Below are 23,709 nucleotides of genomic sequence, written 5' to 3'. Positions count from 1 at the left end.
GGCTCAGCCCCCGGTCATGGGCGGGAAGAATGCCACTTCGTGGGCGCCGCCGAGCGGGGCGTCGGGCTTCACATGGCGGCGGTCGAGGGCGGCGCGCACCACCTTGGGGTCGGAGAAGGCATGAGCGTGGGCGGGGCCGCGCCCCGCGAGCCAACGTGCGAGATCAGCCACGGTGACAACGTCGGCCGGCGGCTCAACCTCTTCCTGGGCGAGGCCGACGCGCTCGCGCAGCCAGGCGAAATAGAGGACCTTCATCAAGGCTCCTCCACCAGATGCCGCGCGCCGGCACGGAAATAATCGTAGCCCGTGTAAAGCGTGAGAACCGCCGAGATCCAGAGCAGGGTGATGCCCACGAGCGTGATGCCGGGGATGATGCGGTCACCCGCCGGCCCGGCGAGGAGGAAGCCCACCGACACCAGCTGAAGGGTGGTCTTCCACTTGGCGAGGCGCGAAACCGGCACGCTGACGCGCAGCTCGGCCAGGAACTCCCGCAGGCCCGACACGAGGATCTCGCGGCACAGGATGACGATGGCCGCCCAGAGCGACCAGCCGCGGATGGTGCTGTCCGAGGCCAGCATGAGCAGGCTGGTGGAGACCAGAAGCTTGTCGGCGATGGGGTCCAGCATGCGGCCGATGGCCGATTGCTGCGACCAGGCACGGGCGAGATAGCCGTCGAAGAAATCCGTCACCGCGGCGGCGATGAAGAGGCCGAGCGCCACCCAGCGCAGCCAGATGCCGCCTTGCAGGATGTCGGCCCAGAACAGGCACCCCGCCACCAGCGGCACCGCGGCGCACCTGGAATAGGTGAGGATGTTCGGCAGCGACAAGGCGCGCCCGCGTCCGGCGCGGGTCGATGGGGAGGGTCTCGTCGCGGCTTCTGCCATGTCCATTAAGTCTTGCTCTTGAAGCCGGCCGGGGAGGCCGGAGGGTCAGGTCAAGAATGCACCTCGAAACGGGCAGGGTCGAGGCGGGTCAACCCTGAGGGTCAACGTGGTGGCTCAGCCCCCAATGTCAACGTGGCGGCTGCTCATGGAAATAGCCGTATATGGCCAGCGCCGTCGAGGCATTGATTCCATCGACCCGTTCAAGATCTGCCAGCGAGGCCCGCTCGATGGCCTTCAGCGTCCCGAAATGGCGCAGCAAGGCACGCTTGCGGGCGGGGCCGACGCCGGGAATGGCCTGGAGGCCCGCTTCGGTAATGTCCTTCTTGCGTCGCGCCCGGTGGGAGCCAATCGCGAAGCGGTGGGCCTCGTCGCGCAGGCGCTGGATGAAATAGAGCACAGGGTCGCGCGGTTCCAGCCGGAAGGGCGGGCGGCCGGGCAAATGAAACAGCTCGCGCCCTGCTTCGCGGTCGAGGCCCTTGGCGATGCCCACCAGGGGAACGTCGGTGACGCCCAGCTCGGCCGCGATCTCCCGCGCCGCATTGAGCTGGCCGAGGCCGCCATCGATGAGGACGAGGTCCGGCCAGGGCTGGGCGGTATCGGGGGCTTCCGCTGCGGCGTCCGGGGCGGCGTCGGTGTCGGGAGGGAGTGCTTCCGCGCGCGGCGCTTCTTTCAGCAGGCGCGCGAAGCGGCGGCGCAGCACCTCGCGCATCATGCCGTAATCGTCGCCCGGCGTGAGATCCGCCGACTTGATGTTGAACTTGCGGTACTGGCTCTTCAGGAAACCTTCCGGCCCCGCCACGATCATGCCGCCCACCGCATTGGTGCCCATGATGTGGGAATTGTCATAGACCTCGATGCGGCGCGGGGGCGCCGGAAGCTCGAACGTTTTCGCAAGGCCCTCCAGAAGCCGGGTCTGGGTGGCGCTTTCGGCGAGCTGGCGGCCGAGCGCCTCGCGGGCATTCTGGAGTGCGTGCTCCACAAGGTCGCGCTTCTCGCCCCGCCGGGGCACGGCGATCTCTACTTTATAATTGGAGCGCTCGGAAAGGGCTTCGGCGATCAGCTCCTGCTCCTCCACGTCGTGGCTCAGCAGGACGAGCCGGGGGCAGGGCTTGTCCTCGTAGAATTGCGAGAGGAAGGCGCCCAGCACCTCGGCCTCCGACAGCGAGCGGTCGGCGCGGGGATAATAGGCCCGGTTGCCCCAGTTCTGGCCGGTACGGAAGAAGAACACCTCGATGCAGGTGGCGCCGCCCTGCTGATAGCAGGCGAACACGTCCGCCTCCTCCACCGAGCGGGGATTGATGCCCTGGCTACCCTGCACGGCGGAAAGGGCGGCGAGGCGGTCGCGCAGGCGGGCGGCGCGCTCGAACTCCAATTCCTCGGAGGCGGCTTCCATTTCCTTCGCCAGTTCCTCCTTCACCGCCCGCGAGCGGCCGGACAGGAAGCTGCGCGCCTCGCGCACCAGCTCGGCATAGTCGGAATGGTTTACCTCGCCGGTGCAGGGGCCGGAGCAGCGCTTGATCTGGAACAGAAGGCAGGGGCGGGTGCGATTCTCATAATAGGAATCAGTGCAGGAGCGCAGCAGGAAGGCGCGCTGGAGCGCGTTGATGGTGCGGTCCACCGCCCAGACGCTGGCGAAGGGGCCATAATAATCCCCCGGCCGGTTGCGCGCGCCGCGATGCTTGATGATCTGTGGCGAGACATGGTCGGCGGTGATGAGGATGTAGGGAAAGGACTTGTCGTCCCGCAGCAGCACGTTGAAGCGGGGCTTCAGCTGCTTGATGAGGTTCGCCTCCAGCAAGAGCGCCTCGGCCTCGGTGCGGGTGGAGACGAATTCCATGGCCGTGGTCGCCGCGATCATGCGGGCGATGCGGTTCGTGTGGCCGATGGGGCGCGTATAGCTGAGGATGCGCTTCTTGATGCTCTTGGCCTTGCCCACATAGAGCACCGACCCGTCCGCCGCAATCATGCGGTAGACGCCGGGGGCCGAGGGCGCGTGCTTGGCCGCCTGCGCGATGGCGGCCCGCCCCGTGGCAAGCGGGCCTTCGGCGACGGCGATGTCCTCGTCCGATTCGAGGACGAGGGTGATCTCCTCCTCCACCGTTTCCTCAGCGGGAAGGTCCTGCGGCTCGAACGTATCTTCCGGGCTTGGGGGGAGGGGGACGCGGGCGCTCATGGGCGATAGTTAAGGCGTCGCACCGCCGAGGGCCAGAGGCGCCCGGCATCCTTCACCAGCGATTCACCACGCCTGCTCACGGTCGGTTCACCATGCCGATGCAATGCAGCGCACGCTCCCGCTTCAGCCAGACTTCATTTGCCATTTTGACCTAACGCTCCTCCCAGCCGCGCGGCCAACGCCGCCCGCAAGAGAGGAGTTGATGATGACGTACCGCTTCGTGGCGGGACTGGTCGCTCTGGGAGCATTCGCGCTTCCCGCTGCCGCCGCCGACATGAATGCCGGCTATGGCTACGGCTATGCGCCCGCGGCGCAGCCCATGTCGTGGACCGGCTTCTATATCGGCGCCAATGCCGGCTATAGCTGGGGCAGTTCCGGGCCGTATTCGCCCGGCGGTTTCCTGGGCGGCCTCCAGGCCGGCTACAACTGGCAGTTCGTCGGCTCTCCGTTCGTCGCGGGCGTCGAGACCGACTTCGACTGGGCGGGCATCAGCGACGGCGCCTACAGCCTGAACTATTTCGGCACGGTGCGCGCCCGCCTCGGCTTTGCCTTCGAGCGGATTCTCGCCTACGGCACCCTCGGCTTCGCGTATGGCGGCGGCCAATTTGAAGTCTTAGGTCTCAGTAATAACCAGACCCACGGCGGCTGGACCATCGGTGCAGGCGCAGAATTCGCGCTCGACCGCAACTGGAGCGCCCGGGCGGAATATCTCTACGTCGATCTTGGTAGTTCCACTTACAATTCTTTGATTGGACCTGCCACTTTGGGCTTCGACGGAAACATCCTTAGGGGAGGTGTAAACTATCGTTTCTGAATCGTTAAGCTCCGGAAGAGGGTGAAAGCGCCCGCCTGCAAAGGATTTGTGACCGGCCTTGATCTGATTTGTGTTCACACATAGGCTGTTAACCACATTCTTGCCTCGTTTTCTTATTCGGGGTGTTGCAGGTAGGTGACAGACGACCAAGCCGACCCGGTGTATATCCGGGTCATCGTGTTTCGTATCTGAACGAAGGGTGTAACCATGTTGAAGCGCGCTCTCGCCGGGGTCTCTGCCCTGGCTCTCCTCGGCGGTGCCGCCTCTGCGGCCGACCTCGCCACCAAGTACCCGGTTAAGGCTCCGGTGGTGGTCCCGGTCTTCTCCTGGACCGGTTTCTATCTCGGCGCCAACGTTGGTTGGGGCTGGCTGAACAACGACCTGAACGTGTCGCCGAGCTTCGGCATTCCCGCGACGGCGATCAACATCGGCAGCGCCAACGGCTTCATCGGCGGTCTGCAGGCTGGCTATAACTGGCAGTTCGCCAACAACGTCGTGCTCGGCCTCGAAGCCGACATCGACTGGGCCGACCTCGGCGGCAACAATGTGACGATCTCGGGCCCGGCTGGCATCGCCACCGGCAGCCTCGACTACTTCGGCACCATCCGCGCCCGCGCTGGTTATGCCTTCGACCGCGTGCTGCCGTACATCACCGGCGGCGTGGCTTACGGCAAGAGCGACTACGGCACCATCTACGGTGTCAGCACCTCTGAGACCACCTGGGGCTGGACCATCGGCGCTGGCGTCGAGTACGCCTTCACCAACAACATCACCGCCAAGCTCGAGTACCTGTACATCGACCTCGACGGCAAGACCTACACCATCCCGTCCACCCTGGGTTCCATCCAGACGGACAACGACATGAGCGTCCTCAAGGTCGGCGTGAACTACAAGTTCTGATCGCCGGTCCATCCGGACCTCGAGTTCGAGCCCCGGGCGAAAGCCCGGGGTTTTTCTTTTGCGGCACCTCCCATGCCAGCGCTTCCGCTGGAACATCCCGCTCGGGCAAGCGTTAGCAAAGGTCATCGAGAGACCTTGCCCTTGCCACGGCTTTGCCTTTTGCGGGCCATGGGCACGCCGGGGTATCCCGGCAAAGTTCTCGCTGGATGACCAGTGAGGTGCGTAGATGAAATCGGTTCTTCTTGCGGGCATCGCCCTTGGAGCGCTGGTGTCGGGTCCCGTCCTGGCGGCAGACCTTGCGCGCGCGCCCGTGGCGCCGGTCAAGGCGCCGGTGGTAGCTCCGCCCGCCTTTTCCTGGACCGGCTTCTATATCGGCGCCAATACCGGCTATAGCTGGGGCAGCGGCAAGGATGCCATCGACGGTGTCGATCCCGGCGGCTGGCTCGCCGGCGGCCAGGTCGGCTACAACTACCAGTTCCAGAACAATGTGCTGGTGGGCCTGGAAGCCGATATCCAGGGCGGCGACATCAACGGCAACGCCAATGGGCTGGACAGCAAGCTCGACTATTTCGGCACCGTGCGCGCCCGCCTCGGCTATGCGTTCGACCGCGTGCTGCCCTACGTGACGGGCGGCCTCGCCTACGGCCGCAACACCATCACCGAGTACGGGATTGATTCGTCCAACACCCATGTGGGCTGGGCGGCCGGCGCCGGCCTGGAGTACGCCCTGACCAACAATTGGACCGCGCGGGCCGAATATCTCTACATGGACCTCGGCTCCAAGACTTATGACAATATCGGTGCAGATGCCGGCATCACCTCGTCCACCGCGCGGCTGGGCGTGAACTATAAGTTCTGACACAGCCTGCATTTTTTAGGGCGCGCCTGTCCAAGGGCGCGCCCTTTTCTTGCCGGCTTCCCTGAGGGGACAGGCGGGCTCTGCCGGTAATATGCCGACGCAATTGTTGAACGCTCCGCACAACCTGACGCGGTGCCTTGTCTCGCGCGACACCCCGGTCCCGTGATAGAGCCGGGTCAAAGGGTTCAGGAGTGAGAATCATATGGCTCTCCAGTCGGCTGCGGAGGCCGCGCGCCCCGTGCGCGTGGGGGTGACGGGCATCGGCATCATGGGGTCGAACCACGCGCGGGTGCTCTCCGAGCTCCCCGGCGCGGAACTCGTCGCCATCGCCGACCCCGATATCGGCCAGGCGGAACGCGTCGCCGGGTTCCTGGGCTGCAAGGCGGTGGGCGACCACCGGGCGCTGCTCGACCTCGGGCTCGACGCCGTCGTGATCGCGGCGCCCACCCATCTGCACCATCCCATCGCCCTTGACGTGATCAATGCCGGCACGTCGGTGCTGGTGGAGAAGCCGGTCGCCTCAACGGTTGCGGAAGGCCGCGAGATCGTCGCCGCCGCCCGAGCGAAGAACGTGACCCTGATGATCGGTCATGTGGAGCGCTTCAATCCCGCGGTGCAGGCGGTCAAGGACGCCATTGCCGGGGAAGAGCTGCTCTCCATCGCCATCACCCGCGTCGGCCCGTTCCCGCCCCGCATGTCCAATGTGGGCGTGGTGATCGACCTCGCCGTGCACGACATCGACCTGATCCGCTGGTTCACCGGCTCTGACATCGTCGAGGTGCAGCCGCAGACCACCTCCGCCATGGCGGAGCGGGAGGACATCGCGCTGCTTCAGTTCCGCACGGCCTCCGGCGTGCTCGCCCACATCAACACCAACTGGCTGACGCCCTTCAAGGCGCGCACGGTGCATGTGGCGACCCGGAAGAAATACGTGATCGGCGATCTGCTGACCCGGCAGGTGACCGAGTGCTTCGACTACCGGCCCGACGGCTCCTATTCCATGCGCCACCGGCCCGTGGCCTATGCCGAGCCGTTGCGCAGCGAGCTGGAGCAGTTCCTCAACGCGGTGCGCAGCGGCAAGCCGCCGGCGGTGACGGGCGATGAAGGCGTCGCCAGCCTGGAGATCGCCATCTCCTGCCTCACCGAGCGCTCGGAAGGCAGCCACCGCTCTTCCGCCGACCGCCGCCGCGCGGTCGGCTGACCTTATCCCTGTCCAAGGCACGTTCATGACAACCCATGTGAAGATCCAGACCGCTCCCATCCCCTTCATCGACGTGGCGGCGCAGCGGGCACGCCTCGGCGCCCGCATCGACCGGGCGGTGAGTTCGGTCCTGGAGAGCTGCCGCTTCGTGAACGGGCCGGAAGTCGCCATCCTGGAAGAGCAGCTCGCCGCCTTCGCCGGTGCGAAGCATGCCATCGCCTGTGCCAGCGGCACCGATGCTCTGGCCATGATCCTCATGTCCTGGGGCATCAAGGCGGGCGATGCGGTCTTCTGCCCGGCCTTCACCTTCTGCGCCACCGCCGAAGTGGTGGCGTGGGTTGGCGCAACGCCGGTGTTCGTGGACGTGAAGGCGGACACCTTCAACATGGACGCCGAAAGCCTCGACCGCGCGGTGGCCGTGGCGAAGGCCAGCGGCCTCACCCCCAAGGCGGTGATGCCGGTGGACCTGTTCGGCCAGGCGGCGGACTATGACGCCCTCCTGCCTGTTGCCGAGAAGCATGGCCTGAAGGTGCTGTGCGACACGGCCCAGGGTTTCGGCGCGGCCTGGCGCGGCAAGCGCACGGGCAGCATCGGCGATGCCTCCGCCACCTCCTTCTTCCCGGCCAAGCCGCTCGGCTGCTATGGCGACGGCGGCGCGGTCTTCACCGAGGACGACGCCCTCGTGCCCATCCTGAAGAGCGTGCGCGAGCACGGGCAGGGGGTGGACAAGTATGAGAATGTCCGCATCGGCATGACCGGGCGCCTCGACACCATCCAGGCCGCCATCCTCCTGGAAAAGCTCGACATCTTCGAGGACGAGATCCGCGCGCGCGAAACCATCGCCGCGCGCTACAACGCGCTTCTGGGCGATGTGGCGACGGTGCCCGTGGTGGCGGAAGGGGCAACCTCCGTCTGGGCGCAATACACCATCCGCCTCGCTCCCGGCCGCCGCGATGCGCTGGCCGATGCGCTGAAGAATGAGGGCGTGCCGACCGCGGTTTATTACCGCCTGCCCATGCACAAGCAGCCGGCCTACAGCGCCTTCCCGGCGGATGCCCTGCCGGTCTCGGAAGCGCTCTGTGCCGAGGTCATCAGCCTGCCCATGCACGCTTATCTCGACGAGGCCACCCAGGACCGCATCATCGCGGCGGTGCGCAGGGCTCTGGCGGGGTGAGGTTTTAATAACTATTATTGCCGCAGGGGCCTTAGCCGGAAAACGGTGTTGCCATGGCTATCAGTGCGGATCTCGGACAGCAGCTTGAGAAGGTCGTAAGCGACCTTGTCTCGTCGGGCCGATACAATTCCAAGAGCGAAGTGCTCCGGGAGGGTGTGCGGCTGGTGCAGGAAAGAGAGGCGCGTCTCGCAGTCTTGGACCGTGCCTTGGCCGAGGGGCTTGCTGACGTCGCAGCGGGGCGTGTGATGCCGGCCGAAGACGTTTTCAATCGCTTGAAGTCCAAGTATCGCCAAGGCCCGGCATGAAGGTCGTCGTCACCGCTCATGCCGCGGCTGACCTTGAAAGCATTGCTGATCATATCGCCCGTCAAAGTCCCGGTCGGGCTGAATCCTTTATCGGTGAACTCGAAGGCGCCTGTTTGTCGCTCGCCGGCGCAGCTCAAGCGTACCCGCTGGTGCCATTCTATGAAAAGACGGGCATTCGGCGGCGCGTGTTCGGTAACTACCTGATTTTCTTCAAGCTCTCACCCGAGGCCGTGGAGATTCTGCGTGTTCTCCATGGGGCTATGGATTATGAGGCGGTCCTTTTCCCTCAAGTCTGACCGCGTGAACCACGCGCACTTTGCGCCATCGGCCATCGCCCACTAGCCTCGCCTCAACGCTCCGAATCGCTAGGCCCATGTTCCGTTCCATTCTCTCCGTCGGTGGACTGACGCTGCTGTCGCGCCTCGCCGGCTTCGTGCGGGACGTGGTGATGGCGGCCGTGCTGGGCGCGGGGCCGGTGGCGGATGCGTTCCTCATCGCGTTCCGCCTGCCCAACCATTTCCGCGCCATCTTCGCCGAGGGCGCCTTCAATGCCGCCTTCGTGCCCACCTATGCGCGGCTGAAGGAGCAGGGCGGCGTGCCGGCGGCGCGCGCCTTTGCGGACGAGATCCTGACCGCCATGGCGCTGGTGCACGGCGTGCTGCTGGCCCTCGCGCTCGCCTTCACGCCGCAATTCATCGGGCTTCTGGCCCCGGGCCTGTCGGATGATCCCGAGCGCTTCGCCCTGGCGGTGACGCTCACGCGTATCACCTTCCCCTATCTCGCGCTCATCTCGGTGGCGACGCTGATCTCCGGCGCCCTCAACGCCTCCGACCGCTTCGCCATGGCGGCGGCGTCCCCCATTCTGCTCAATGTCTGCATGATCGGCACGCTGCTGTGCGCCGCTGCCTTCCCCACCGCAGGGCACGCGGCGGCGTGGGGCGTGCTGATCTCCGGCGTCGCGCAGGTGATCCTGCTGCTGTGGGATTCGGAGCGCTCCGGCATCGGTCTCAGATTCGGCCGGCCGCGCCTCGATCCGGGGACGCGGCGGTTCCTGAAGGCCCTCGGCCCCGCCATCATCGGCTCGGCGGGGGTCCAGATCGCGCTGTTCGCGGACACCATTATCGCCACCTTCCTGCCCGCCGGGGCGCTCTCCGCGCTCTATTATGCCGACCGCATCAACCAGCTTCCCATCGGCGTGGTGGGGATCGCGGTCGGCACCGTGCTGCTGCCGGAAATGTCGCGGCGGCTGGCGGCGGGGGATGATGCCGGCGCGGCGCAGGCGCAGGCGCGCGCGGTGGAGTTCGCGGTGCTGCTGGCGGCCCCCTTCGTGGTGGCGTCCCTGCTCATTCCCGAGCTCACCATGCGCGCCTTGTTCGCGCGCGGCGCCTTCACGGCGGCGGACGCCGCGGCAGCGGCGGCGACCCTTCAGGCGTATGGAATCGGTCTTTTCGCCTTCGTGGTGCTGCGCGCCTTCATCGCCCCCTTCCATGCGCGCAGCGACACGACAACGCCCATGATCGCCTCGCTCTCGGCGGTTGCGGTGAATGTGGCGCTGAAGTTCGCCCTCATGGGCACGCTGGCACAGGTGGGGCTCGCGCTCGCCACGGCGATCGGCGGCTGGATCAATCTCGGGCTCCTCATTCTGTTTGCCTATCGCAAGGGCCTGCCCTTGGGCGATTCCCTCCTCGCCGGCCGCCTCGTGCGCCTTCTGGCATGCGCCCTGGCACTTGCCGCGACGCTATGGGTTGCAGATCCGGTGGCACGCGCGCTTGCCGCGCACTTGGCTTTCGGGCGAGAAGAGATCATCCTCGCCCTCGTGGTGGGTGCCGGCGGCATTGTGTATTTGATTGCCGTCGCGGCACTTTTGGGAAGAAGCGTTCTGGCGCCCTTGCTGCGCAGGCGCTCGCCCAAGCCTCCTGCAGCCCCAACGATTTGATCGGTGGGGGCATTTTGCATTGCGAAGAGCTGTGCTATGCGACCCGCAGCGGAAGCGGCTCGACAGTTGCGGGAGACGTCGATTTTCGCGCTGACACCCCTCGTGGCGCCAGCGGTGCCCGATCGGAGCCGAAAAGAATGTTGGTGAACCCGCGCCTGTCCGTCGCCCTCGCGTTGCTCGGGCCTTTCCTTCTCGCCGCTTGCGGACAGCCGCAACAGCAGCAGGCTGCCCCGCCGCCGCCGACAGTGACGGTCGCGAAGCCGCAGATCCGCACCATCACTGATTATGACGAGTATGTCGGCCGCTTCGTCGCCATCGACCACGTGTTCGTGAACGCGCGCATCTCCGGCTACCTCGAGAAGATCAGCTTCACGGACGGCCAGATGGTGAAGGAAGGCGACCTTCTCTTCACCCTCGACCAGCGCCCCTACAAGATCGCGCTCGACCAGGCGCAGGCAAACCTGACCGTTGCGAAGGCCAATCTCGACTTCGCCACCACGGATCTGGAACGCGCCCGCACCCTGATCGAGGACAAGACGTCCAACGCGATCTCCAAGCAGGCCTTCGATCAGCGCACCCAGACCCAGCGCACCGCCGCCGCCACCGTTCAGGCGCAGGAAGCCGCGGTTGCGCAGGCCAAGCTCGACCTCCAGTTCACGGAGCTCAGGGCCCCCGTCACCGGCCGCATCGGCGACCGGCGCGTTTCCGTGGGCAATTACGTGCTCGGCGGCACGGGCGCCTCGCCGACGCTGCTCGCGGTCATCGTCTCCCAGGACCCGATCTATTTCGAGTTCACCTTCGATGAGGCCTCGCTGCTGCGCTACAAGCGCCTGATGCAGGGCGCCGACGTCTCCGGCGCGCCGGTGGAGCTGAAGCTCATCGACGACAAGGGCTGGCCCAACAAGGGCAAGATGGACTTCCTCAACAACGTGGTGGACCGCGAGACCGGCACCATTCGCGGCCGCGCCATCTTCGACAACAAGAGCGACCTGTTCCGGCCCGGCATGTTCGGCCGCGTGCGCCTTGCGTCCTCCGCGCCCTACCAGGCGCTGACCGTGCCGGATACGGCCATCGGCAGCGAGCAGCTCCAGAAGTTCGTCTATGTGGTGGGGCCGGAGAACGCGATCCAGATCCACCCCGTGGTGCTGGGGCCGCTCGACGGCGACCGGCGGGTGATCAAGTCCGGGCTGAAAGCCGACGACGTGGTGGTGGTCAACGGCCTCATGCGCGTGCGGCCCGGCGTGAAAGTGACACCGCAGGAGGAGAAACCTCCGGCACCCGCGCCCGGCCCGGCAGAGGCCAGCGCAGGGTCCGGCGCGACCACGGTGAAGTGAGGAGATCAGCATCATGCGCTTCTCCCATTTCTTCATCGACCGCCCGATCTTCGCCTGGGTGGTCTCCATCGTCATCCTGATCCTCGGCGCCATCTCCTATCTGCGCCTGCCCGTGGCGCAGTATCCCGAGATCGCCCCGCCGGTGATCAACGTGACCGGCCAGTATCCCGGCGCCAGCGCCGAGACGGTGGCCGACACCGTCGTCGCGCCCATCGAGCAGCAGATCAACGGCGTGGAAGGGATGCTCTACATCTCCTCCAACTCCACTGCGGACGGCCGCTTCTCCATCTCGGTGACGTTCGACCTCGGCACTGATCTCGACATCGCCCAGGTGCAGGTCCAGAACCGCGTCGCCATCGCCCAGCCGCGCCTGCCGCAGGAGGTGCAGCAGATCGGCGTCATCACGGCCAAGAGCTCGCCCGATTTGATGCTGGTGGTGAGCCTCTATTCGCCCGACGGCTCGCGCGACCCTCTGTTCATCTCGAACATCGCCAACGTCCAGATCAAGGATGTGCTCTCGCGCATCGACGGCGTCGGCTCCATCACCGTGTTCGGCGGCCGCGACTATGCCATGCAGGTCTGGCTCGACCCGACCCGCCTCCAGGAGCTGAACCTCACCGCCGGCGACGTGCTGACCGCGCTCCAGGCGCAGAACGTGCAGGTGGCCTCCGGCGTGCTGAACCAGCCTCCGGTGCCCCAGCAGCGCGCCTTCCAGGTGGCGGTGCGCACGCTCGGGCGCCTCTCGGACCCGGCCCAGTTCGGCAATGTGGTGATCAAGCAGACGGAGACCGCGCTCGTCCGGCTGAAGGACGTGGCGCGGGTCGAGATCTCGGCGCAGGACTATTCCTCCACCTCCTATCTCGACAAGGACCTGTCCATCTCGCTCGGCGTGTTCCAGCGTCCGGGCTCCAACGCGCTCGCCACCGGCAATGCCGTGGTCGCGGCCATGAAGGAACTGGGTAAGGACCTGCCGCCGGGCGTCAAGTACGCCATCTATTACAACCCCACCGAATTCATCCAACAGTCGGTGGAGGCGGTGATCCACACCATCCTCGAAGCCATCGTTCTGGTGGTGATCGTGGTGATCCTGTTCCTCCAGACCTGGCGGGCGGCGATCATTCCCATCGTCGCGATCCCCATCTCGCTGGTGGGCACGTTCTTCTTCATGTCACTGTTCGGCTTCTCGCTGAACAACCTTTCGCTCTTCGGCCTGGTGCTCGCCATCGGCATCGTGGTGGACGACGCCATCGTCGTGGTGGAGAACGTGGAGCGCAACATCGAGGCCGGCATGTCGCCGCGCGATGCGGCCTACAGGACCATGGACGAGGTGGGCGGCGCGCTGGTCGCCATCTCCCTCGTGCTCGCCTCGGTGTTCATCCCGAGCGCCTTCATCACCGGCATCTCCGGCCAGTTCTACCGGCAGTTCGCGCTCACCATCGCGGGCTCCACCATCATCTCGCTGCTGGTCTCGCTGACCCTGTCGCCCGCCATGTGCGCGCTGCTCCTGAAGCCGCACCGCACGGGCCACAAGGTGCCGTGGTATGCCCGACCCATCACCGGCTTCTTCCGCATCTTCAACCGCGGCTTCGAAGGGCTCGGCAATGGCTATGCCTGGCTCACCGGCAGGCTGGTGCGCATCGTCGCCCTGATGCTCATCGTCTATGCGGGCATCGTGGCGTTCGGCGGCTATCTCTTCACCACCACGCCCCAAGGCTTCATCCCGCAGCAGGACCGCGGCTACCTCATCGTTGTCGCCCAGCTGCCGCCGGGCGCCTCCATGCAGCGCACGGAAGAGGTCATGCAGCGCGCGGCTGACCAGGTGCTCGGCACGCCGGGCGTCGGCCACATCGTCAACATCGCCGGCTTCTCGGGCGCCACCTTCACCAACGCGCCGAACGCCGGCGCCATGTTCGTGATCCTGGAGCCCTTCAGCGAGCGCGGCGGTGACCCGGCGCGCACGGCGGGGGCCGTCCAGGCGAAGCTGTTCGCTAAGCTCGCCTCCATCCAGGAGGCGCTGCTCATCGTGGTCCAGCCGCCGCCGGTGCAGGGCATCGGCAATGCCGGCGGCTTCCGCATGATGGTGGAGGACCGCGCCGGCGCCGGCTACGCCGCGCTCCAGAGCTCGGTCTATGCCATGATGGGCGCGGCGGCGCAGACGCCGGGCCTGATGCAGGTGTTCTCGCTGTTCGAGACCTCGACCCCGCAGATGTATCTCGACATCGACCGGGCCAAGGCGCAGCTCCTGCGGGTGGACATCGCCAATGTGTTCGGCGCGCTCCAGACCTATATCGGCTCCACCTATGTGAACGACTTCAACCTCTTCACCCGCACCTTCCGCGTGCAGGTGCAGGCGGATGCGGCGTTCCGCATGGATCCGAGCGACCTTCTGAAGATCCGCGTGCGCAATGCGGACGGGGGGACGGTGCCGCTCGGCTCGTTCACCACCATCCGCGACCTCACCGGCCCCTACCGCGTGCCGCGCTACAACCTCTATCCCGCAGCCGAGCTCGACGGCTCGCCGGCGCCCGGCTACTCGCAGGGGCAGGCCATGCAGATCATGCAGGGGCTCGCCTCCCGCATCCTGCCCCAGGGCTTCGCCTATGAATGGACCGCGCTCGCCTACCAGCAGCAGCGGGCCGGCAACACCGCCGTCTTCGCGTTCGCGCTGGGCGTGGTGTTCGTGTTCCTGGTGCTGGCGGCACAGTATGAGAGCCTGACCTTGCCTTTGGCGGTCATCCTCATCGTGCCCATGTGCCTCGTGGCGGCGCTCATCGGCGTGATATTGCGAGGTCAGGACAACAACATCCTGACCCAGGTGGGATTCATCGTGCTCATAGGCCTCGCGGCCAAGAACGCCATCCTCATCGTGGAGTTCGCCAAGCAGCTGGAAGACCAGGGGCAGGGGCGGCAGGCTGCGGCGGTGGAGGCGGCACGGCTGCGGCTGCGTCCCATCGTCATGACCTCGCTCGCCTTCATCCTCGGCGTCGTGCCGCTGGTCTGGGCCATCGGCGCGGGCGCCGAGCTGCGCCAGTCCCTCGGCACGGCGGTGTTCTCCGGCATGATCGGCGTGACGATCTTCGGCCTGATCTTCACCCCGGTCTTCTATGTGTTCGCGCGCTGGATCGCCTCCTTCAGCGAGAACCGGAGGGCGCGGCGCGAGGCGGCGGCGGCCGACGACGACCACACCCCACCGGGCAACCACCCGGCGCCGGCGGAGTAACGCAAGAACCGTCATGCCCGGGCTTGTCCCGGGCATCCACGGGGCTCCGCGAGGTCGGCACCTGGAGGATGGTCGTGGATGGCCGGGACAAGCCCGGCCATGACGTCTATTCAGGGCGGGGCGGTTCCCATTCCGCCGTTCCAAGCATCATCCTTGTCTGAGACCCCCATGCAGCCCACCGCCACCGGCCTTCCCTTCGACGACATCCGCCACCTGATCTCCACCATGCCCGGCCCCGATGTGGCCGCGCGGGAGGCGGCGCAGGAGCGGCAGGGGCAGCTTCTGAAGCCGCCGGGCGCTCTCGGGCGGCTGGAGGACATCGCGGTCCACCTCGCCGCCTGGCAGGGCAAGGCCATGCCCACCATCGACCGGCCCATGGTGGCGGTGTTCGCCGGCACCCATGGGGTGAGCGCGCGGGGCGTCTCGCCCTATCCCGCCTCGGTGACGAAGGAGATGCTCGCCGCCTTCACCGCGGGCAAGGCCGCCATCAACCAGATCTGTGCCGCCTTCGATGCCGGGCTGCGCGTGTTCGACCTCGCTCTCGACATCCCCACCGGCGACATCACATGCGAGGCGGCCCTCGACGAGCGCGCCTGCGCCGCCACCATGGCGTTCGGCATGCAGGCCATTGCCGGCGGCGCGGACGTTCTGGTGCTGGGCGAGATGGGCATCGGCAACACCACGGTGGCCGCCGCCGTCTGCCATGGGCTTTATGGTGGCGCAGCCGAGGACTGGGTGGGCGCCGGCACGGGCGCCACGGGCGATGTGATGGCGCGCAAGGTGGCCGCGGTGCGCGAGGCGGTGTTCTTCCACAAGGAGGGGCTGTCCGACCCGCTGGAAGTGCTGCGGCGCCTCGGCGGACGGGAGCTTGCGGCTATTGCCGGCGCCATCCTCTCGGCACGGCACGAAAAGGTGCCGGTGATCCTCGACGGCTATGTGGTGACCGCCGCCGCCGCGGTGCTGCACGCACTCGATCCATCCGCGCTCGACCATTGCCTCGCCGGCCACGTCTCCGCCGAGCAGGCGCATGGGCGGCTCCTGGAAAAGCTCGGGCTCAATCCGCTCCTGGATCTCGGCATGCGGCTCGGGGAAGGTTCCGGCGGCGGGCTCGCCATCGGCGTCGTGAAGGCGGCGGTGGCCTGCCACAAGGGCATGGCGACCTTCGCGGAGGCCGGCGTTTCAGGCGCGGGCTGACGCTTCGTCTGGCGCCGCCACGCGCTGTTCCGCAGGCGCCAGCAGGCGCGTCGCAGGAAACACCACGGACGCCCGCGTGCCGCCGCCCATGCGCGTCGCCAGCATCAGGTGCGCGCCGTGCAGCTCCGCAAGGCCGCGCACGATGGTGAGGCCAAGCCCGGCACCGCGCCCCGTGGTGGGGTCGAGGGTGCTCTCCCGGTGCCGCGCGGACAGATCGAGGGGCAGTTCGGCCTCGCCCAGTCCCGGCCCGGTATCCTCGACAGCAAGGAAAGGGGCGCCTTGCGAATCGGCGCCCACCGTAAGCCGCACCTCGCCGCCCTTGGGCGTGAACTTCACCGCATTGGCGAGGAGGTTGAGCGCCATCTGGCGCAGCGCGCGCTCGTCGGCCCACAGGCGGGGCGCGGCCGGCGCGGCATTGCACGTCAAAGTGATGGACCGCGCCGCCGCTGCCAGCCGCATCATGTGCGCGCAATCCTGCGCGAGATCCGAAAGCGGCACGGCGGTTTCCAGCAGCGCCCGGTGCCCGGTCTCGATGCGGGCGAGGTCGAGAATGTCGTCGGCAAGCGCCAGCAGGTGGCGGCCCGAGGCGTGGATGTCGCGGGCATAATCGCCATAGGTGGCGACCGCGTGAGGGCCGAACACCTCGTGCGCCATCATCTCGGAGAAGCCGATCACCGCATTGAGCGGGGTGCGCAGCTCGTGGCTCATCTCAGCCAGGAAGCGCGACTTGGCCGCGCTCTCCGCCTTCAGGCGGGCGATGGCCGCCCGTGCGGCCCGCGCCTCGGCCTCCGCCGCATCCGCCTCACGCCGCATCCGGCTGAAAAGGGGAAGCAAGGCGAGCATGCCCACGCCGGCCCCGCCGGCGAGCCCGGCGGCAATGCCCAGCGGCAGAGAGGAGAGGAGGGCAGCGGAAACGCCGAGAACCAGGGACGCCACCAGCGCCGCGGCGCCGCCGATACGCAGGTGGCGGAGCCGGAATCCCCTCTCGCGCGGTGCCGCCGACGAAGCGGGCAGGGCACCGGGTGCGCCAGAGTGGAGGGGGTGCTTCATGGCCCTCATATTCCGCGCCCCGGCGGCGAGTGAGTCTCGCCGCTAGAGGTTCGACATGGACTCCTGCGCCAATAGGGTTAGCGAAAGGTTAACGGTGCAAACCCGCGCACAGACTCAATTTCCCTAGGCCGCCATGGCCGCGATGAGCCCGTCCACGGCCTCCTCCAGAGCGTCGAAATGGGCGATCACGCGGTCGGCACCGAGCTGCTCGGCAGGGGTCTCCGTATAACCGAAGGTGACGGCGATGGAGGGCACGCCCGCCGCCTTGGCGGTGGCGATGTCGGTGGCGCTGTCGCCCACCATCACCGCGTGCGGCACGGCGCCCCCGCAGGCCGCGATGGTGGAGAGGAGGGGGAGGGGATTGGGCTTGGGGTGCGCATAGGTGTCCGCCCCCGTGATGACGGCGAATCGGCGGGTGAGATCGAGCTTGTCCAGCAGCAGCCGCGCAAGGCGCTCGGTCTTGTTGGTGCAGACGGCGAGCGACATGCCACGTGCCTCCAGCCGGTCCAGCGCCCGCAGCAGGCCGGGAAAGGGCCGGGAGGCGTCGGCGATGTGTGCGGCATAATGGTCGACGAAGCGCCGCGTCAGGGCATCCATCTCGGCCGGCGACGTCTCCACCCCGGCCCGTTCCAGCGCCCGCACCAGCAGCAGGCGCGCCCCGCCGCCGATCATGTTGCGGGTCTCCTGCCGGTCCACCGGGGCGACGCCGTTCTCCTTCAGGATAAGGTCGAGCGTGTCGAGGAGGTCCGGTGCGCTGTCCACCAGGGTGCCGTCGAGGTCGAAGGCGATCACGAGTGGGGACGCGGGCATCGGCATGTTCCTTTTCGCGATAAAAGTGCCGCGTGTTCGCGGTATATGTCCCGTGCCGGATTGCCTACAATCCAGCCGCTTTTGCTGTCCAGCCTGTTTTGCAACGCAAGGGTTTGGAGGAGGGGATGTCCATGGTGTCTCGTTATGGCCTTGTGCGGCATGCGCTGCCCGCCTGCTTCGTCGCCGGCCTGTGCGCCCTCGCTTCGATCGCGCCCGCTTCGGCGCAGACTGTATCGAACGGCGCCTACATGTTCGAGGCGCCGCCCTCTGCGCAGGCCAACCGGGTCTATTCCGTCAACCGGCAGACCGGCGAGGTGTCCGCCTGCCAGTTCGAGCGGCCGGATGCGTCCCAGGTGGGCATCACCCGCTGCTTCACGCGCGGCGAAGGCGCCGGCACCCAGGCCAATGGCAATTATTCCCTGGTGGCGACCCAGTATGGCGGGGAGACGGGCATCTTCCGCGTGAATGCCACCACCGGCGAAATGAGCGTGTGCTATGTGCGCGACATGCCCAAGACCGGCGGCGGCAATGAGCCGAAGGTGCTCTGCACCCCGCCCTCGAAGTAACCCGCCGCGCGCCCTTCACTGCGCGCCTTGCCGCGCACCGTGAAGGGCGCTAGCACCTTCCAGAGTTCCTCTCCTAAGCGCGGGATACCATGGCCGACGCCGAAGCCCTGAAACGCCAAGCTGCCGCGCGTGCACTCGAATTCGTCACCGACGGCATGCGCCTCGGCCTCGGCACCGGCTCCACGGCCAAGCATTTCGTGGACCTTCTGGCCGAGCGGGTGGCGGGTGGCCTCAAGGTGGTGGGCGTTCCCACCTCCGAGCGCACCCGCGATCAGGCGCTCGCCCTCGGCGTGCCGCTTGCGACGCTCGACGAGGTTCCCACGCTCGATTTGTGCATCGACGGCGCGGACGAGGTGGGGCCGAACCTTGCTCTGGTGAAGGGTGGCGGCGGGGCGCTGCTGCGCGAGAAGCTGGTGGCGAGCGCGGCGAAAGAGATGATCGTCATCGCCGACGCCACCAAGCATGTGGAAATGCTGGGGCACTTCCCCTTGCCCATCGAGGTGGTGGATTTTGGCATTCCGGCTTTGTTGCCGCGCCTTGAGGCGGCCATTGCCTCGGCGGGCTGTTCCGGCGCGCTGGACCTGCGCCGCGACGCCTCCGGCGCCCCGTTCCGCACCGACCAGGGCAATGTCATCCTGGATGCCCGCCTCGGGCGCATCCCCGATCCGGCCCGCCTGGCGGCCGCCCTCGACGGGGTGGTGGGCGTGGTGGAGCACGGCCTGTTCCTGGGCTTTGCCCGGCGCGTGGTGCTGGCGGGGACGGGCGGCATCCGGATCCTGGAGCGTGCCGGCTGACACGGCTTCCCAGACGCATCTTCCCGAACTAGAACCTTCCTAAACGGAGAACGCCATGCGCCGCACGATTGCCAGCCGCCTCGGATTTGGGGCCCTGTTCCTCACGCTTGCGCTCGGCCCTGCCGCCGCCCAGCAGCCACCGGTCGCCCCCGCTATGTCGCCCCCGCCCAGCGCCAGCGAGATGCAGGTTGCGCGGGAGCTGGTGCAGGTCAATGGCGAGGCGAACTCCTTCGTCGGCGTGATGCAGAACCTCGTGGACGGTGCCGCCCTCGCGTTCGTTCAGACCAATCCCGACCTCGCGCCGCAGCTTCGCGACGTCGCCGTCGCACTCCGGCCGGAATTCGAGAAGCGCCAGAGCGAGATCGTGGACATGCTCGCCCTCGCTTATGCCAACCATTTCACCGAGGACGAGCTGAAGCAGGCGCTGGCCTTCTTCAAGTCGCCGGTGGGCCAGAAGCTGGTCAGCGACCGTCCCGCCATCGTCCAGCAGGCGGTGCAGAGCATCCAGCAGTGGGGCGTCAAGATCAACGCCGAGGCCATGGAGCGCGTCCGCGCCGAGATGAAGAAGCGCGGCTACGACCTGTGATGTAAGGCGGGCGCGGATCGTCGCGCCTGCGGAAGGATAACCGTCATGCCCGGGCTTGACCCGGGCATCTATGACTATCCGTCAGCATGTACGTAGCGACGCCCCGTAGATGGCCGAGCCAAGTCCGGCCATGGCGAGTTGCGTGCCCGACCCTCTCACACCTCGTCGGTGCGCGAATCCCTTGGCCCTTCAGGTGCCGTCGCGAGCGCGGCGTGGAGGCTGGTGCGGGAGAGGTTGGGATTATAGTGCGGGTCCACCATGTCTCGGGTGCCCCACAGGTCCTCCATGCGTTTGCGCTGTTCCTTCAGCCGGTTGCGGTGCGCCTTGGTGCGGCGCCGGCCGCGCGAGGCGGATTCGTGGTGCAGTAGGCATGCGAAGGGGGTCCAGACCACTTCGAACCCGGCCCTGCGCGCCCTGAGGCAGAGATCGATATCGTTGCAGTCCTCGGCGAAGCGTTCGGCATCCAGCGGGCCGATCGTGTCCCAGCAATTGCGCCGGATCATGAGGCAGGCGCCGGTGACGGCGCTGACATTGGTGCGGCAGATGAGGCGGCCGAAGGGGCCGGGCGCATCGGCCGCCGCGTGCGAGAACCAGTGCGCGGCATAGCGGAACAGCCCGACGATCACGCCCACATGCTGCGCGGTGCGGTCCGGAAAGAGCAGCTTCGCCCCCACGATGCCCGTGCGCGGCTGCATCACCAGCGCCACCATCTCTTCCAGCCAATCGCCGTCCACCACCTCGATATCGTTGTTGAGGAGGCAGATGATGGAGCCCTTTGAGGCCGCAACCCCGCCATTGCAGATGCGGGGATAGTTGAAGGAGCCGTCGTCCCGCACCACCACCGTCTCCGGCCAGGCGGCCTTGGTCTCCTCGAACAAAGCGAAGGTCGCGGGCTCGACCGAGCCGTTGTCGACGATGACGATTTCGAAATTGCGATAGCGCGTGTGGGCGATGAGCGAGCGGAGCGCCATTCCCATCAGGTCGGCCCGGTCGCGGGTGGGAATGACGATGGAGACCAAGGGGGCAGGCTCCGGCACGCTCACGCGCGGGAGCAGCCGGCCGTCGACAAGGACCTCCACCGGCGTGCCGAGGGCCTCCTGGAGGGCGCGCGCCGCCTGTTCCGGGGCCGGCGCCGTGCCCGGCTCGCGCCCGGTCTCACGGGCGCTGAAGGCGATGCGGGGAATGTGGCGTACCGCGGTGGAAGGCAGGGTCTCCAGCGCCCGCAGCAGCAGGTCGTAGCGGGCGGCAGCGGCAAAGGACGGCCGCAGGCCGCCGAGGTCCTTCAGGAAATCCGCGCGCAAGGTGACGATGTTGCCGAGATAGTCGCCGGCCCGCAGCAGGTGGCGGTTGAAGGCGGGCTTGAAGAGGCCGGAAACGGGTGTGCCCTCACCATCCAGCCGCTCCTCGTCCGTATAGGTGACGCGGCAGTCGGGATGGGCGTTGAAGGCGGCGCGAATCATCGCCACCGCATCCCGCATCGGCCGGCCGGCCCGCGGCAGATAGGCGACGAGGCCGTCATCCACCATGGCCAGAGCCGCATTGAGGGCTTCCGCCCCGCTGGTCCCGGGCTCGATGAGATAGGTACGCGCACCGCCTGCGAGATTGGCCCGCGCCCAGGCGGCGAGGGCGGCGGGCGCCTCCGGCGGCAGGGCGGCGATCCAGGTCCAGTCCGGATCGGTCTGTGCATTCAGGGCGGCCAAGCGCGCGGCGGCGTCTTCAACCTCGCCGTCGAGCACGCTGAGGAAGGTGAGCCTCAGATCCGGTCGCGGGGGCACGACAGTGGCGAAGTCTTCCACGTAGGAGGCGCGGTAGCGCCGGTAGCGGACCGCCTGCTCCTGCTTCCGGGCGCTCGAGCCCTCCAGCAGGGTCGCATGGATGCCTCTGAGGTTGCGCGCTCCCGCCGCCGCCGTGCTCCAGCGCTTGTGGACCGGCTGGCGCGGAAACGAGCCGCGCAGGAAGGCGTGGAGCTTTAGCCCCACCTTGCTCCGCGGGAACACGCCGATCCGCAATCCGGGCGCGGCGCGGGCCGCGATCACGGCGGTGCCACGCGGAATGAACACCGCCGTCAGGGGGCCGATGATCTCGGTCCGGCCGATGACCTTGCCGCAGCTCTCCATGAATTGAAGGCTCACGGCATCGCCCGGTCCCCAGGCCTCCGAGATGTCGCCGGAGGCATCCTCTTTCGCAAGCTCGAGCGCGAAGACGTATCCGCCGGAAAGAAGCCGCAGCTTCAAGGGCAAAGGCAGCGTGAACCGGCGCATCCCGTCCGCCTGCGGACGCGTGCGCAGCCACAGAGGGGAGATCTCGCGGGGAGGTCCCTGCGCAGGTGACGGCGTATCGGTCCGGGTGCCTTTGGCCATTTGGGGGTTGAAGCATTCCGGGCTGCATCCCGCAAGCGCGCCACGCGCCCGGTGCCTCCGGCCGCTTGACGCAGCCCCCGGCTGGGGCTTGAACGTGTGCGACCTGCAAATGGATGAGGCCCTTCCATGTCCGGAACCGAGGTGGACCTGTTCGTGATCGGCGGCGGTTCGGCGGGCGTGCGGGCGGCGCGCATTGCCGCGCGCCATGGCGCCAAGGTGATGATGGCGGAGGAGTACCGGGTCGGGGGCACCTGCGTGATCCGCGGCTGCGTGCCGAAGAAGCTGTTCGTCTATGCGGCGCGCTTCGCCCACGATCTGGAGGATATGGCCGGATTCGGCTGGAACGTGGAGGGCGCCACGTTCGACTGGCCGACACTGATCGCCAACAAGGACCGGGAGATCGCCCGGCTGGAATCCATCTACCGCGCCAATGCGCAGGCGGCGGGCGCCGAGATCGTCAATTCCCGCGCCGTCCTGGACGGGCCGGAGGCTGTGCGCATCCTCGCCACCGGCGAGGTGGTGAAGGCCCGCCATGTCCTGGTGGCCACCGGCGCGCACCCGGCCCTGGGGCCGGCCATTCCCGGCTGCGAGCTCGCCATCACCTCCAATGATGCGTTCCACCTGAAGACGCTGCCCAAGCGCATCCTGGTGCAGGGCGGGGGCTATATCGCGGTAGAGTTCGCCTGCATGTTCCGGGCGCTCGGCTGCGAGGTGTCGCTGGTGCAGCGGGCGGACGTGATCCTGCGCGGCTTCGACGACGAGGTGCGCTCGCACCTCGCCACCGAGATGGAGCATTCCGGCATCCGCATGCTGTGCGGGCGCACGCTCTCCTCCATTGAGAAGACGGCAGGCGGCAAGAAGGTGCACCTCTCGGACGGAACCGAGCTGGAGGTGGACGAGGTGATGCTGGCCATCGGCCGCATCCCCAATACCCGCGACATGGGGCTCGAGGCGGCCGGCGTCGCGCTGGACGACGTGGGCGCCGTCAAGGTGGATGCGACCTCGCAGACCAGCGTGCCGTCCATCTATGCCGTGGGCGACGTGACCAATCGGGTGAACCTCACCCCCATCGCCATCCGCGAGGGCCATGCGGTGGCCGACAGCCTGTTCGGCGGAAAGCCCTGGACGGTGGACCATGCCTTGGTCGCCACGGCGGTCTTCTCGGACCCCGAAGTGGGCACGGTGGGCCTCACGGAGGCCGCCGCCCGCAAGCAGGGCCGGGCGCTCGACATCTACAAGACCTCGTTTCGCCCCCTGAAAGCGACGCTCTCGGGCCGGCAGTCGCGAATGTTCATGAAGCTCGTGGTGGAGCAGGGCAGCGAGAAGGTGCTCGGTGTCCACATCGTCGGACCGGATGCGGGTGAGATGATCCAGCTCGCCGCCGTCGCGGTGGGCATGGGGGCCACCAAGGCGGATTTCGACCGTACGGTCGCGGTGCATCCCACTTCCGCCGAGGAACTTGTCACCCTGCGCGAAAAGGCCGCGTAGCACTTGATTTTTTGGGGGATTCCGGCAGGGAGAGGAGCGGCAACTTAGCCGTTCTTCTCCC

General features: G+C 67.4%; 21 protein-coding genes. 15 read left to right on the top strand and 6 right to left on the bottom strand.

Going from position 1 to position 23,709, the window contains the following annotated elements; translation table 11 throughout:
- Window positions 1-3: 3 nt before the first annotated feature.
- The 3 genes from moaD to uvrC all read right to left on the bottom strand — a co-directional run bounded on the left by moaD (window position 4) and on the right by uvrC (window position 3,057).
- Entirely contained in the window at window positions 4-255 is a 252-nt protein-coding gene (moaD, locus tag ABLE91_RS16380) for a molybdopterin converting factor subunit 1 (protein WP_348932347.1), read from the bottom strand.
- Complete coding sequence (gene pgsA / locus ABLE91_RS16375) at window positions 255-884, bottom strand: CDP-diacylglycerol--glycerol-3-phosphate 3-phosphatidyltransferase (protein ID WP_348932346.1); 630 nt, start codon at window positions 882-884, stop codon at window positions 255-257. Before pgsA ends, moaD begins: the two co-directional genes overlap by 1 nt.
- A gap of 127 nt (window positions 885-1,011) precedes the next feature.
- A complete protein-coding gene (uvrC, locus tag ABLE91_RS16370; protein ID WP_348932344.1) occupies window positions 1,012-3,057 on the bottom strand; it encodes an excinuclease ABC subunit UvrC in 2,046 nt (681 codons plus the stop codon).
- A gap of 205 nt (window positions 3,058-3,262) precedes the next feature.
- Here uvrC and ABLE91_RS16365 point away from each other — a divergent pair, with 205 nt between their 5' ends.
- From ABLE91_RS16365 to cobT, 11 genes are all read left to right on the top strand, one after another.
- Window positions 3,263-3,871 (top strand): outer membrane protein, encoded by a 609-nt coding sequence (locus tag ABLE91_RS16365; protein ID WP_348932342.1) that lies wholly within the window; start codon window positions 3,263-3,265, stop codon window positions 3,869-3,871.
- Window positions 3,872-4,078: 207 nt separating this feature from the next.
- Entirely contained in the window at window positions 4,079-4,771 is a 693-nt protein-coding gene (locus ABLE91_RS16360) for an outer membrane protein (RefSeq protein ID WP_348932340.1), read from the top strand.
- Between the two features lie 226 nt (window positions 4,772-4,997).
- Window positions 4,998-5,630: an outer membrane protein gene (locus ABLE91_RS16355; protein WP_348932338.1), complete on the top strand. Its 633-nt coding sequence runs from the start codon at window positions 4,998-5,000 to the stop codon at window positions 5,628-5,630.
- Window positions 5,631-5,832: 202 nt separating this feature from the next.
- Complete coding sequence (locus tag ABLE91_RS16350; protein WP_348932336.1) at window positions 5,833-6,831, top strand: Gfo/Idh/MocA family protein; 999 nt, start codon at window positions 5,833-5,835, stop codon at window positions 6,829-6,831.
- A gap of 25 nt (window positions 6,832-6,856) precedes the next feature.
- A complete protein-coding gene (locus ABLE91_RS16345) occupies window positions 6,857-8,005 on the top strand; it encodes a DegT/DnrJ/EryC1/StrS family aminotransferase (RefSeq protein WP_348932335.1) in 1,149 nt (382 codons plus the stop codon).
- Window positions 8,006-8,058: 53 nt separating this feature from the next.
- A complete protein-coding gene (locus ABLE91_RS16340) occupies window positions 8,059-8,310 on the top strand; it encodes a type II toxin-antitoxin system ParD family antitoxin (RefSeq protein WP_348932333.1) in 252 nt (83 codons plus the stop codon).
- On the top strand, window positions 8,307-8,606 hold the full coding sequence (locus tag ABLE91_RS16335; protein ID WP_348932332.1) for a type II toxin-antitoxin system RelE/ParE family toxin: 300 nt from the start codon (window positions 8,307-8,309) through the stop codon (window positions 8,604-8,606). Before ABLE91_RS16340 ends, ABLE91_RS16335 begins: the two co-directional genes overlap by 4 nt.
- Window positions 8,607-8,683: 77 nt before the next feature.
- Window positions 8,684-10,246, top strand: coding sequence for a murein biosynthesis integral membrane protein MurJ (gene murJ / locus ABLE91_RS16330; protein WP_348932330.1), 1,563 nt, complete (start codon window positions 8,684-8,686; stop codon window positions 10,244-10,246).
- Between the two features lie 137 nt (window positions 10,247-10,383).
- On the top strand, window positions 10,384-11,580 hold the full coding sequence (locus ABLE91_RS16325; RefSeq protein ID WP_348932328.1) for an efflux RND transporter periplasmic adaptor subunit: 1,197 nt from the start codon (window positions 10,384-10,386) through the stop codon (window positions 11,578-11,580).
- A gap of 13 nt (window positions 11,581-11,593) precedes the next feature.
- Complete coding sequence (locus tag ABLE91_RS16320) at window positions 11,594-14,800, top strand: efflux RND transporter permease subunit (protein ID WP_348932327.1); 3,207 nt, start codon at window positions 11,594-11,596, stop codon at window positions 14,798-14,800.
- A gap of 168 nt (window positions 14,801-14,968) precedes the next feature.
- Entirely contained in the window at window positions 14,969-15,994 is a 1,026-nt protein-coding gene (gene cobT / locus ABLE91_RS16315) for a nicotinate-nucleotide--dimethylbenzimidazole phosphoribosyltransferase (protein ID WP_348932325.1), read from the top strand.
- Here cobT and ABLE91_RS16310 read toward each other — a convergent pair.
- Window positions 15,980-17,044, bottom strand: coding sequence for a sensor histidine kinase (locus ABLE91_RS16310; protein ID WP_348932323.1), 1,065 nt, complete (start codon window positions 17,042-17,044; stop codon window positions 15,980-15,982). The genes cobT and ABLE91_RS16310 overlap by 15 nt on opposite strands.
- A gap of 123 nt (window positions 17,045-17,167) precedes the next feature.
- The gene (gene gph / locus ABLE91_RS16305) at window positions 17,168-17,854 is read right to left on the bottom strand and encodes a phosphoglycolate phosphatase (protein WP_348932321.1); all 687 of its coding nucleotides are present in this window, start codon (window positions 17,852-17,854) and stop codon (window positions 17,168-17,170) included.
- 131 nt (window positions 17,855-17,985) lie between these two features.
- Between gph and ABLE91_RS16300 the strand changes: the two genes are divergently transcribed.
- From ABLE91_RS16300 to ABLE91_RS16290, 3 genes are all read left to right on the top strand, one after another.
- On the top strand, window positions 17,986-18,420 hold the full coding sequence (locus ABLE91_RS16300) for a hypothetical protein (protein ID WP_348932319.1): 435 nt from the start codon (window positions 17,986-17,988) through the stop codon (window positions 18,418-18,420).
- Between the two features lie 89 nt (window positions 18,421-18,509).
- Window positions 18,510-19,214: a ribose-5-phosphate isomerase RpiA gene (gene rpiA / locus ABLE91_RS16295; protein ID WP_348932318.1), complete on the top strand. Its 705-nt coding sequence runs from the start codon at window positions 18,510-18,512 to the stop codon at window positions 19,212-19,214.
- 55 nt (window positions 19,215-19,269) lie between these two features.
- A complete protein-coding gene (locus tag ABLE91_RS16290; protein ID WP_348932316.1) occupies window positions 19,270-19,800 on the top strand; it encodes a DUF2059 domain-containing protein in 531 nt (176 codons plus the stop codon).
- Between the two features lie 155 nt (window positions 19,801-19,955).
- On the opposite strand, the gene ABLE91_RS16285 is transcribed toward ABLE91_RS16290, so the two are convergent.
- A complete protein-coding gene (locus ABLE91_RS16285) occupies window positions 19,956-22,061 on the bottom strand; it encodes a glycosyltransferase family 2 protein (RefSeq protein WP_348932315.1) in 2,106 nt (701 codons plus the stop codon).
- Window positions 22,062-22,286: 225 nt separating this feature from the next.
- Here ABLE91_RS16285 and gor point away from each other — a divergent pair, with 225 nt between their 5' ends.
- Window positions 22,287-23,648, top strand: a complete 1,362-nt coding sequence (gene gor / locus ABLE91_RS16280; RefSeq protein ID WP_348932313.1) for a glutathione-disulfide reductase — start codon at window positions 22,287-22,289, stop codon at window positions 23,646-23,648.
- Window positions 23,649-23,709 lie beyond the last annotated feature (61 nt).

It is taken from the genome of Aquabacter albus, assembly GCF_040049275.1.
Taxonomy (GTDB): domain Bacteria; phylum Pseudomonadota; class Alphaproteobacteria; order Rhizobiales; family Xanthobacteraceae; genus Aquabacter.
Note: the sequence above shows the minus strand (reverse complement) of the source record. Positions and strands in the feature narration are given on the sequence as shown.

Bases quoted from the DNA above. Each gene is read 5' to 3' on its own strand.
- ABLE91_RS16335 (WP_348932332.1), top strand. From the start codon at position 8,307: ATGAAGGTCGTCGTCACCGCTCATGCCGCGGCTGACCTTGAAAGCATT.
- ABLE91_RS16325 (WP_348932328.1), top strand. From the start codon at position 10,384: ATGTTGGTGAACCCGCGCCTGTCCGTCGCCCTCGCGTTGCTCGGGCCT.
- ABLE91_RS16355 (WP_348932338.1), top strand. From the start codon at position 4,998: ATGAAATCGGTTCTTCTTGCGGGCATCGCCCTTGGAGCGCTGGTGTCG.
- gph (WP_348932321.1), bottom strand. From the start codon at position 17,854: ATGCCCGCGTCCCCACTCGTGATCGCCTTCGACCTCGACGGCACCCTG.
- ABLE91_RS16340 (WP_348932333.1), top strand. From the start codon at position 8,059: ATGGCTATCAGTGCGGATCTCGGACAGCAGCTTGAGAAGGTCGTAAGC.
- ABLE91_RS16285 (WP_348932315.1), bottom strand. From the start codon at position 22,061: ATGCGCCGGTTCACGCTGCCTTTGCCCTTGAAGCTGCGGCTTCTTTCC.
- ABLE91_RS16310 (WP_348932323.1), bottom strand. From the start codon at position 17,044: ATGAAGCACCCCCTCCACTCTGGCGCACCCGGTGCCCTGCCCGCTTCG.
- moaD (WP_348932347.1), bottom strand. From the start codon at position 255: ATGAAGGTCCTCTATTTCGCCTGGCTGCGCGAGCGCGTCGGCCTCGCC.
- murJ (WP_348932330.1), top strand. From the start codon at position 8,684: ATGTTCCGTTCCATTCTCTCCGTCGGTGGACTGACGCTGCTGTCGCGC.
- ABLE91_RS16365 (WP_348932342.1), top strand. From the start codon at position 3,263: ATGACGTACCGCTTCGTGGCGGGACTGGTCGCTCTGGGAGCATTCGCG.
- gor (WP_348932313.1), top strand. From the start codon at position 22,287: ATGTCCGGAACCGAGGTGGACCTGTTCGTGATCGGCGGCGGTTCGGCG.
- ABLE91_RS16360 (WP_348932340.1), top strand. From the start codon at position 4,079: ATGTTGAAGCGCGCTCTCGCCGGGGTCTCTGCCCTGGCTCTCCTCGGC.
- ABLE91_RS16345 (WP_348932335.1), top strand. From the start codon at position 6,857: ATGACAACCCATGTGAAGATCCAGACCGCTCCCATCCCCTTCATCGAC.
- ABLE91_RS16290 (WP_348932316.1), top strand. From the start codon at position 19,270: ATGCGCCGCACGATTGCCAGCCGCCTCGGATTTGGGGCCCTGTTCCTC.
- cobT (WP_348932325.1), top strand. From the start codon at position 14,969: ATGCAGCCCACCGCCACCGGCCTTCCCTTCGACGACATCCGCCACCTG.
- pgsA (WP_348932346.1), bottom strand. From the start codon at position 884: ATGGCAGAAGCCGCGACGAGACCCTCCCCATCGACCCGCGCCGGACGC.
- ABLE91_RS16350 (WP_348932336.1), top strand. From the start codon at position 5,833: ATGGCTCTCCAGTCGGCTGCGGAGGCCGCGCGCCCCGTGCGCGTGGGG.
- rpiA (WP_348932318.1), top strand. From the start codon at position 18,510: ATGGCCGACGCCGAAGCCCTGAAACGCCAAGCTGCCGCGCGTGCACTC.
- ABLE91_RS16320 (WP_348932327.1), top strand. From the start codon at position 11,594: ATGCGCTTCTCCCATTTCTTCATCGACCGCCCGATCTTCGCCTGGGTG.
- uvrC (WP_348932344.1), bottom strand. From the start codon at position 3,057: ATGAGCGCCCGCGTCCCCCTCCCCCCAAGCCCGGAAGATACGTTCGAG.
- ABLE91_RS16300 (WP_348932319.1), top strand. From the start codon at position 17,986: ATGGTGTCTCGTTATGGCCTTGTGCGGCATGCGCTGCCCGCCTGCTTC.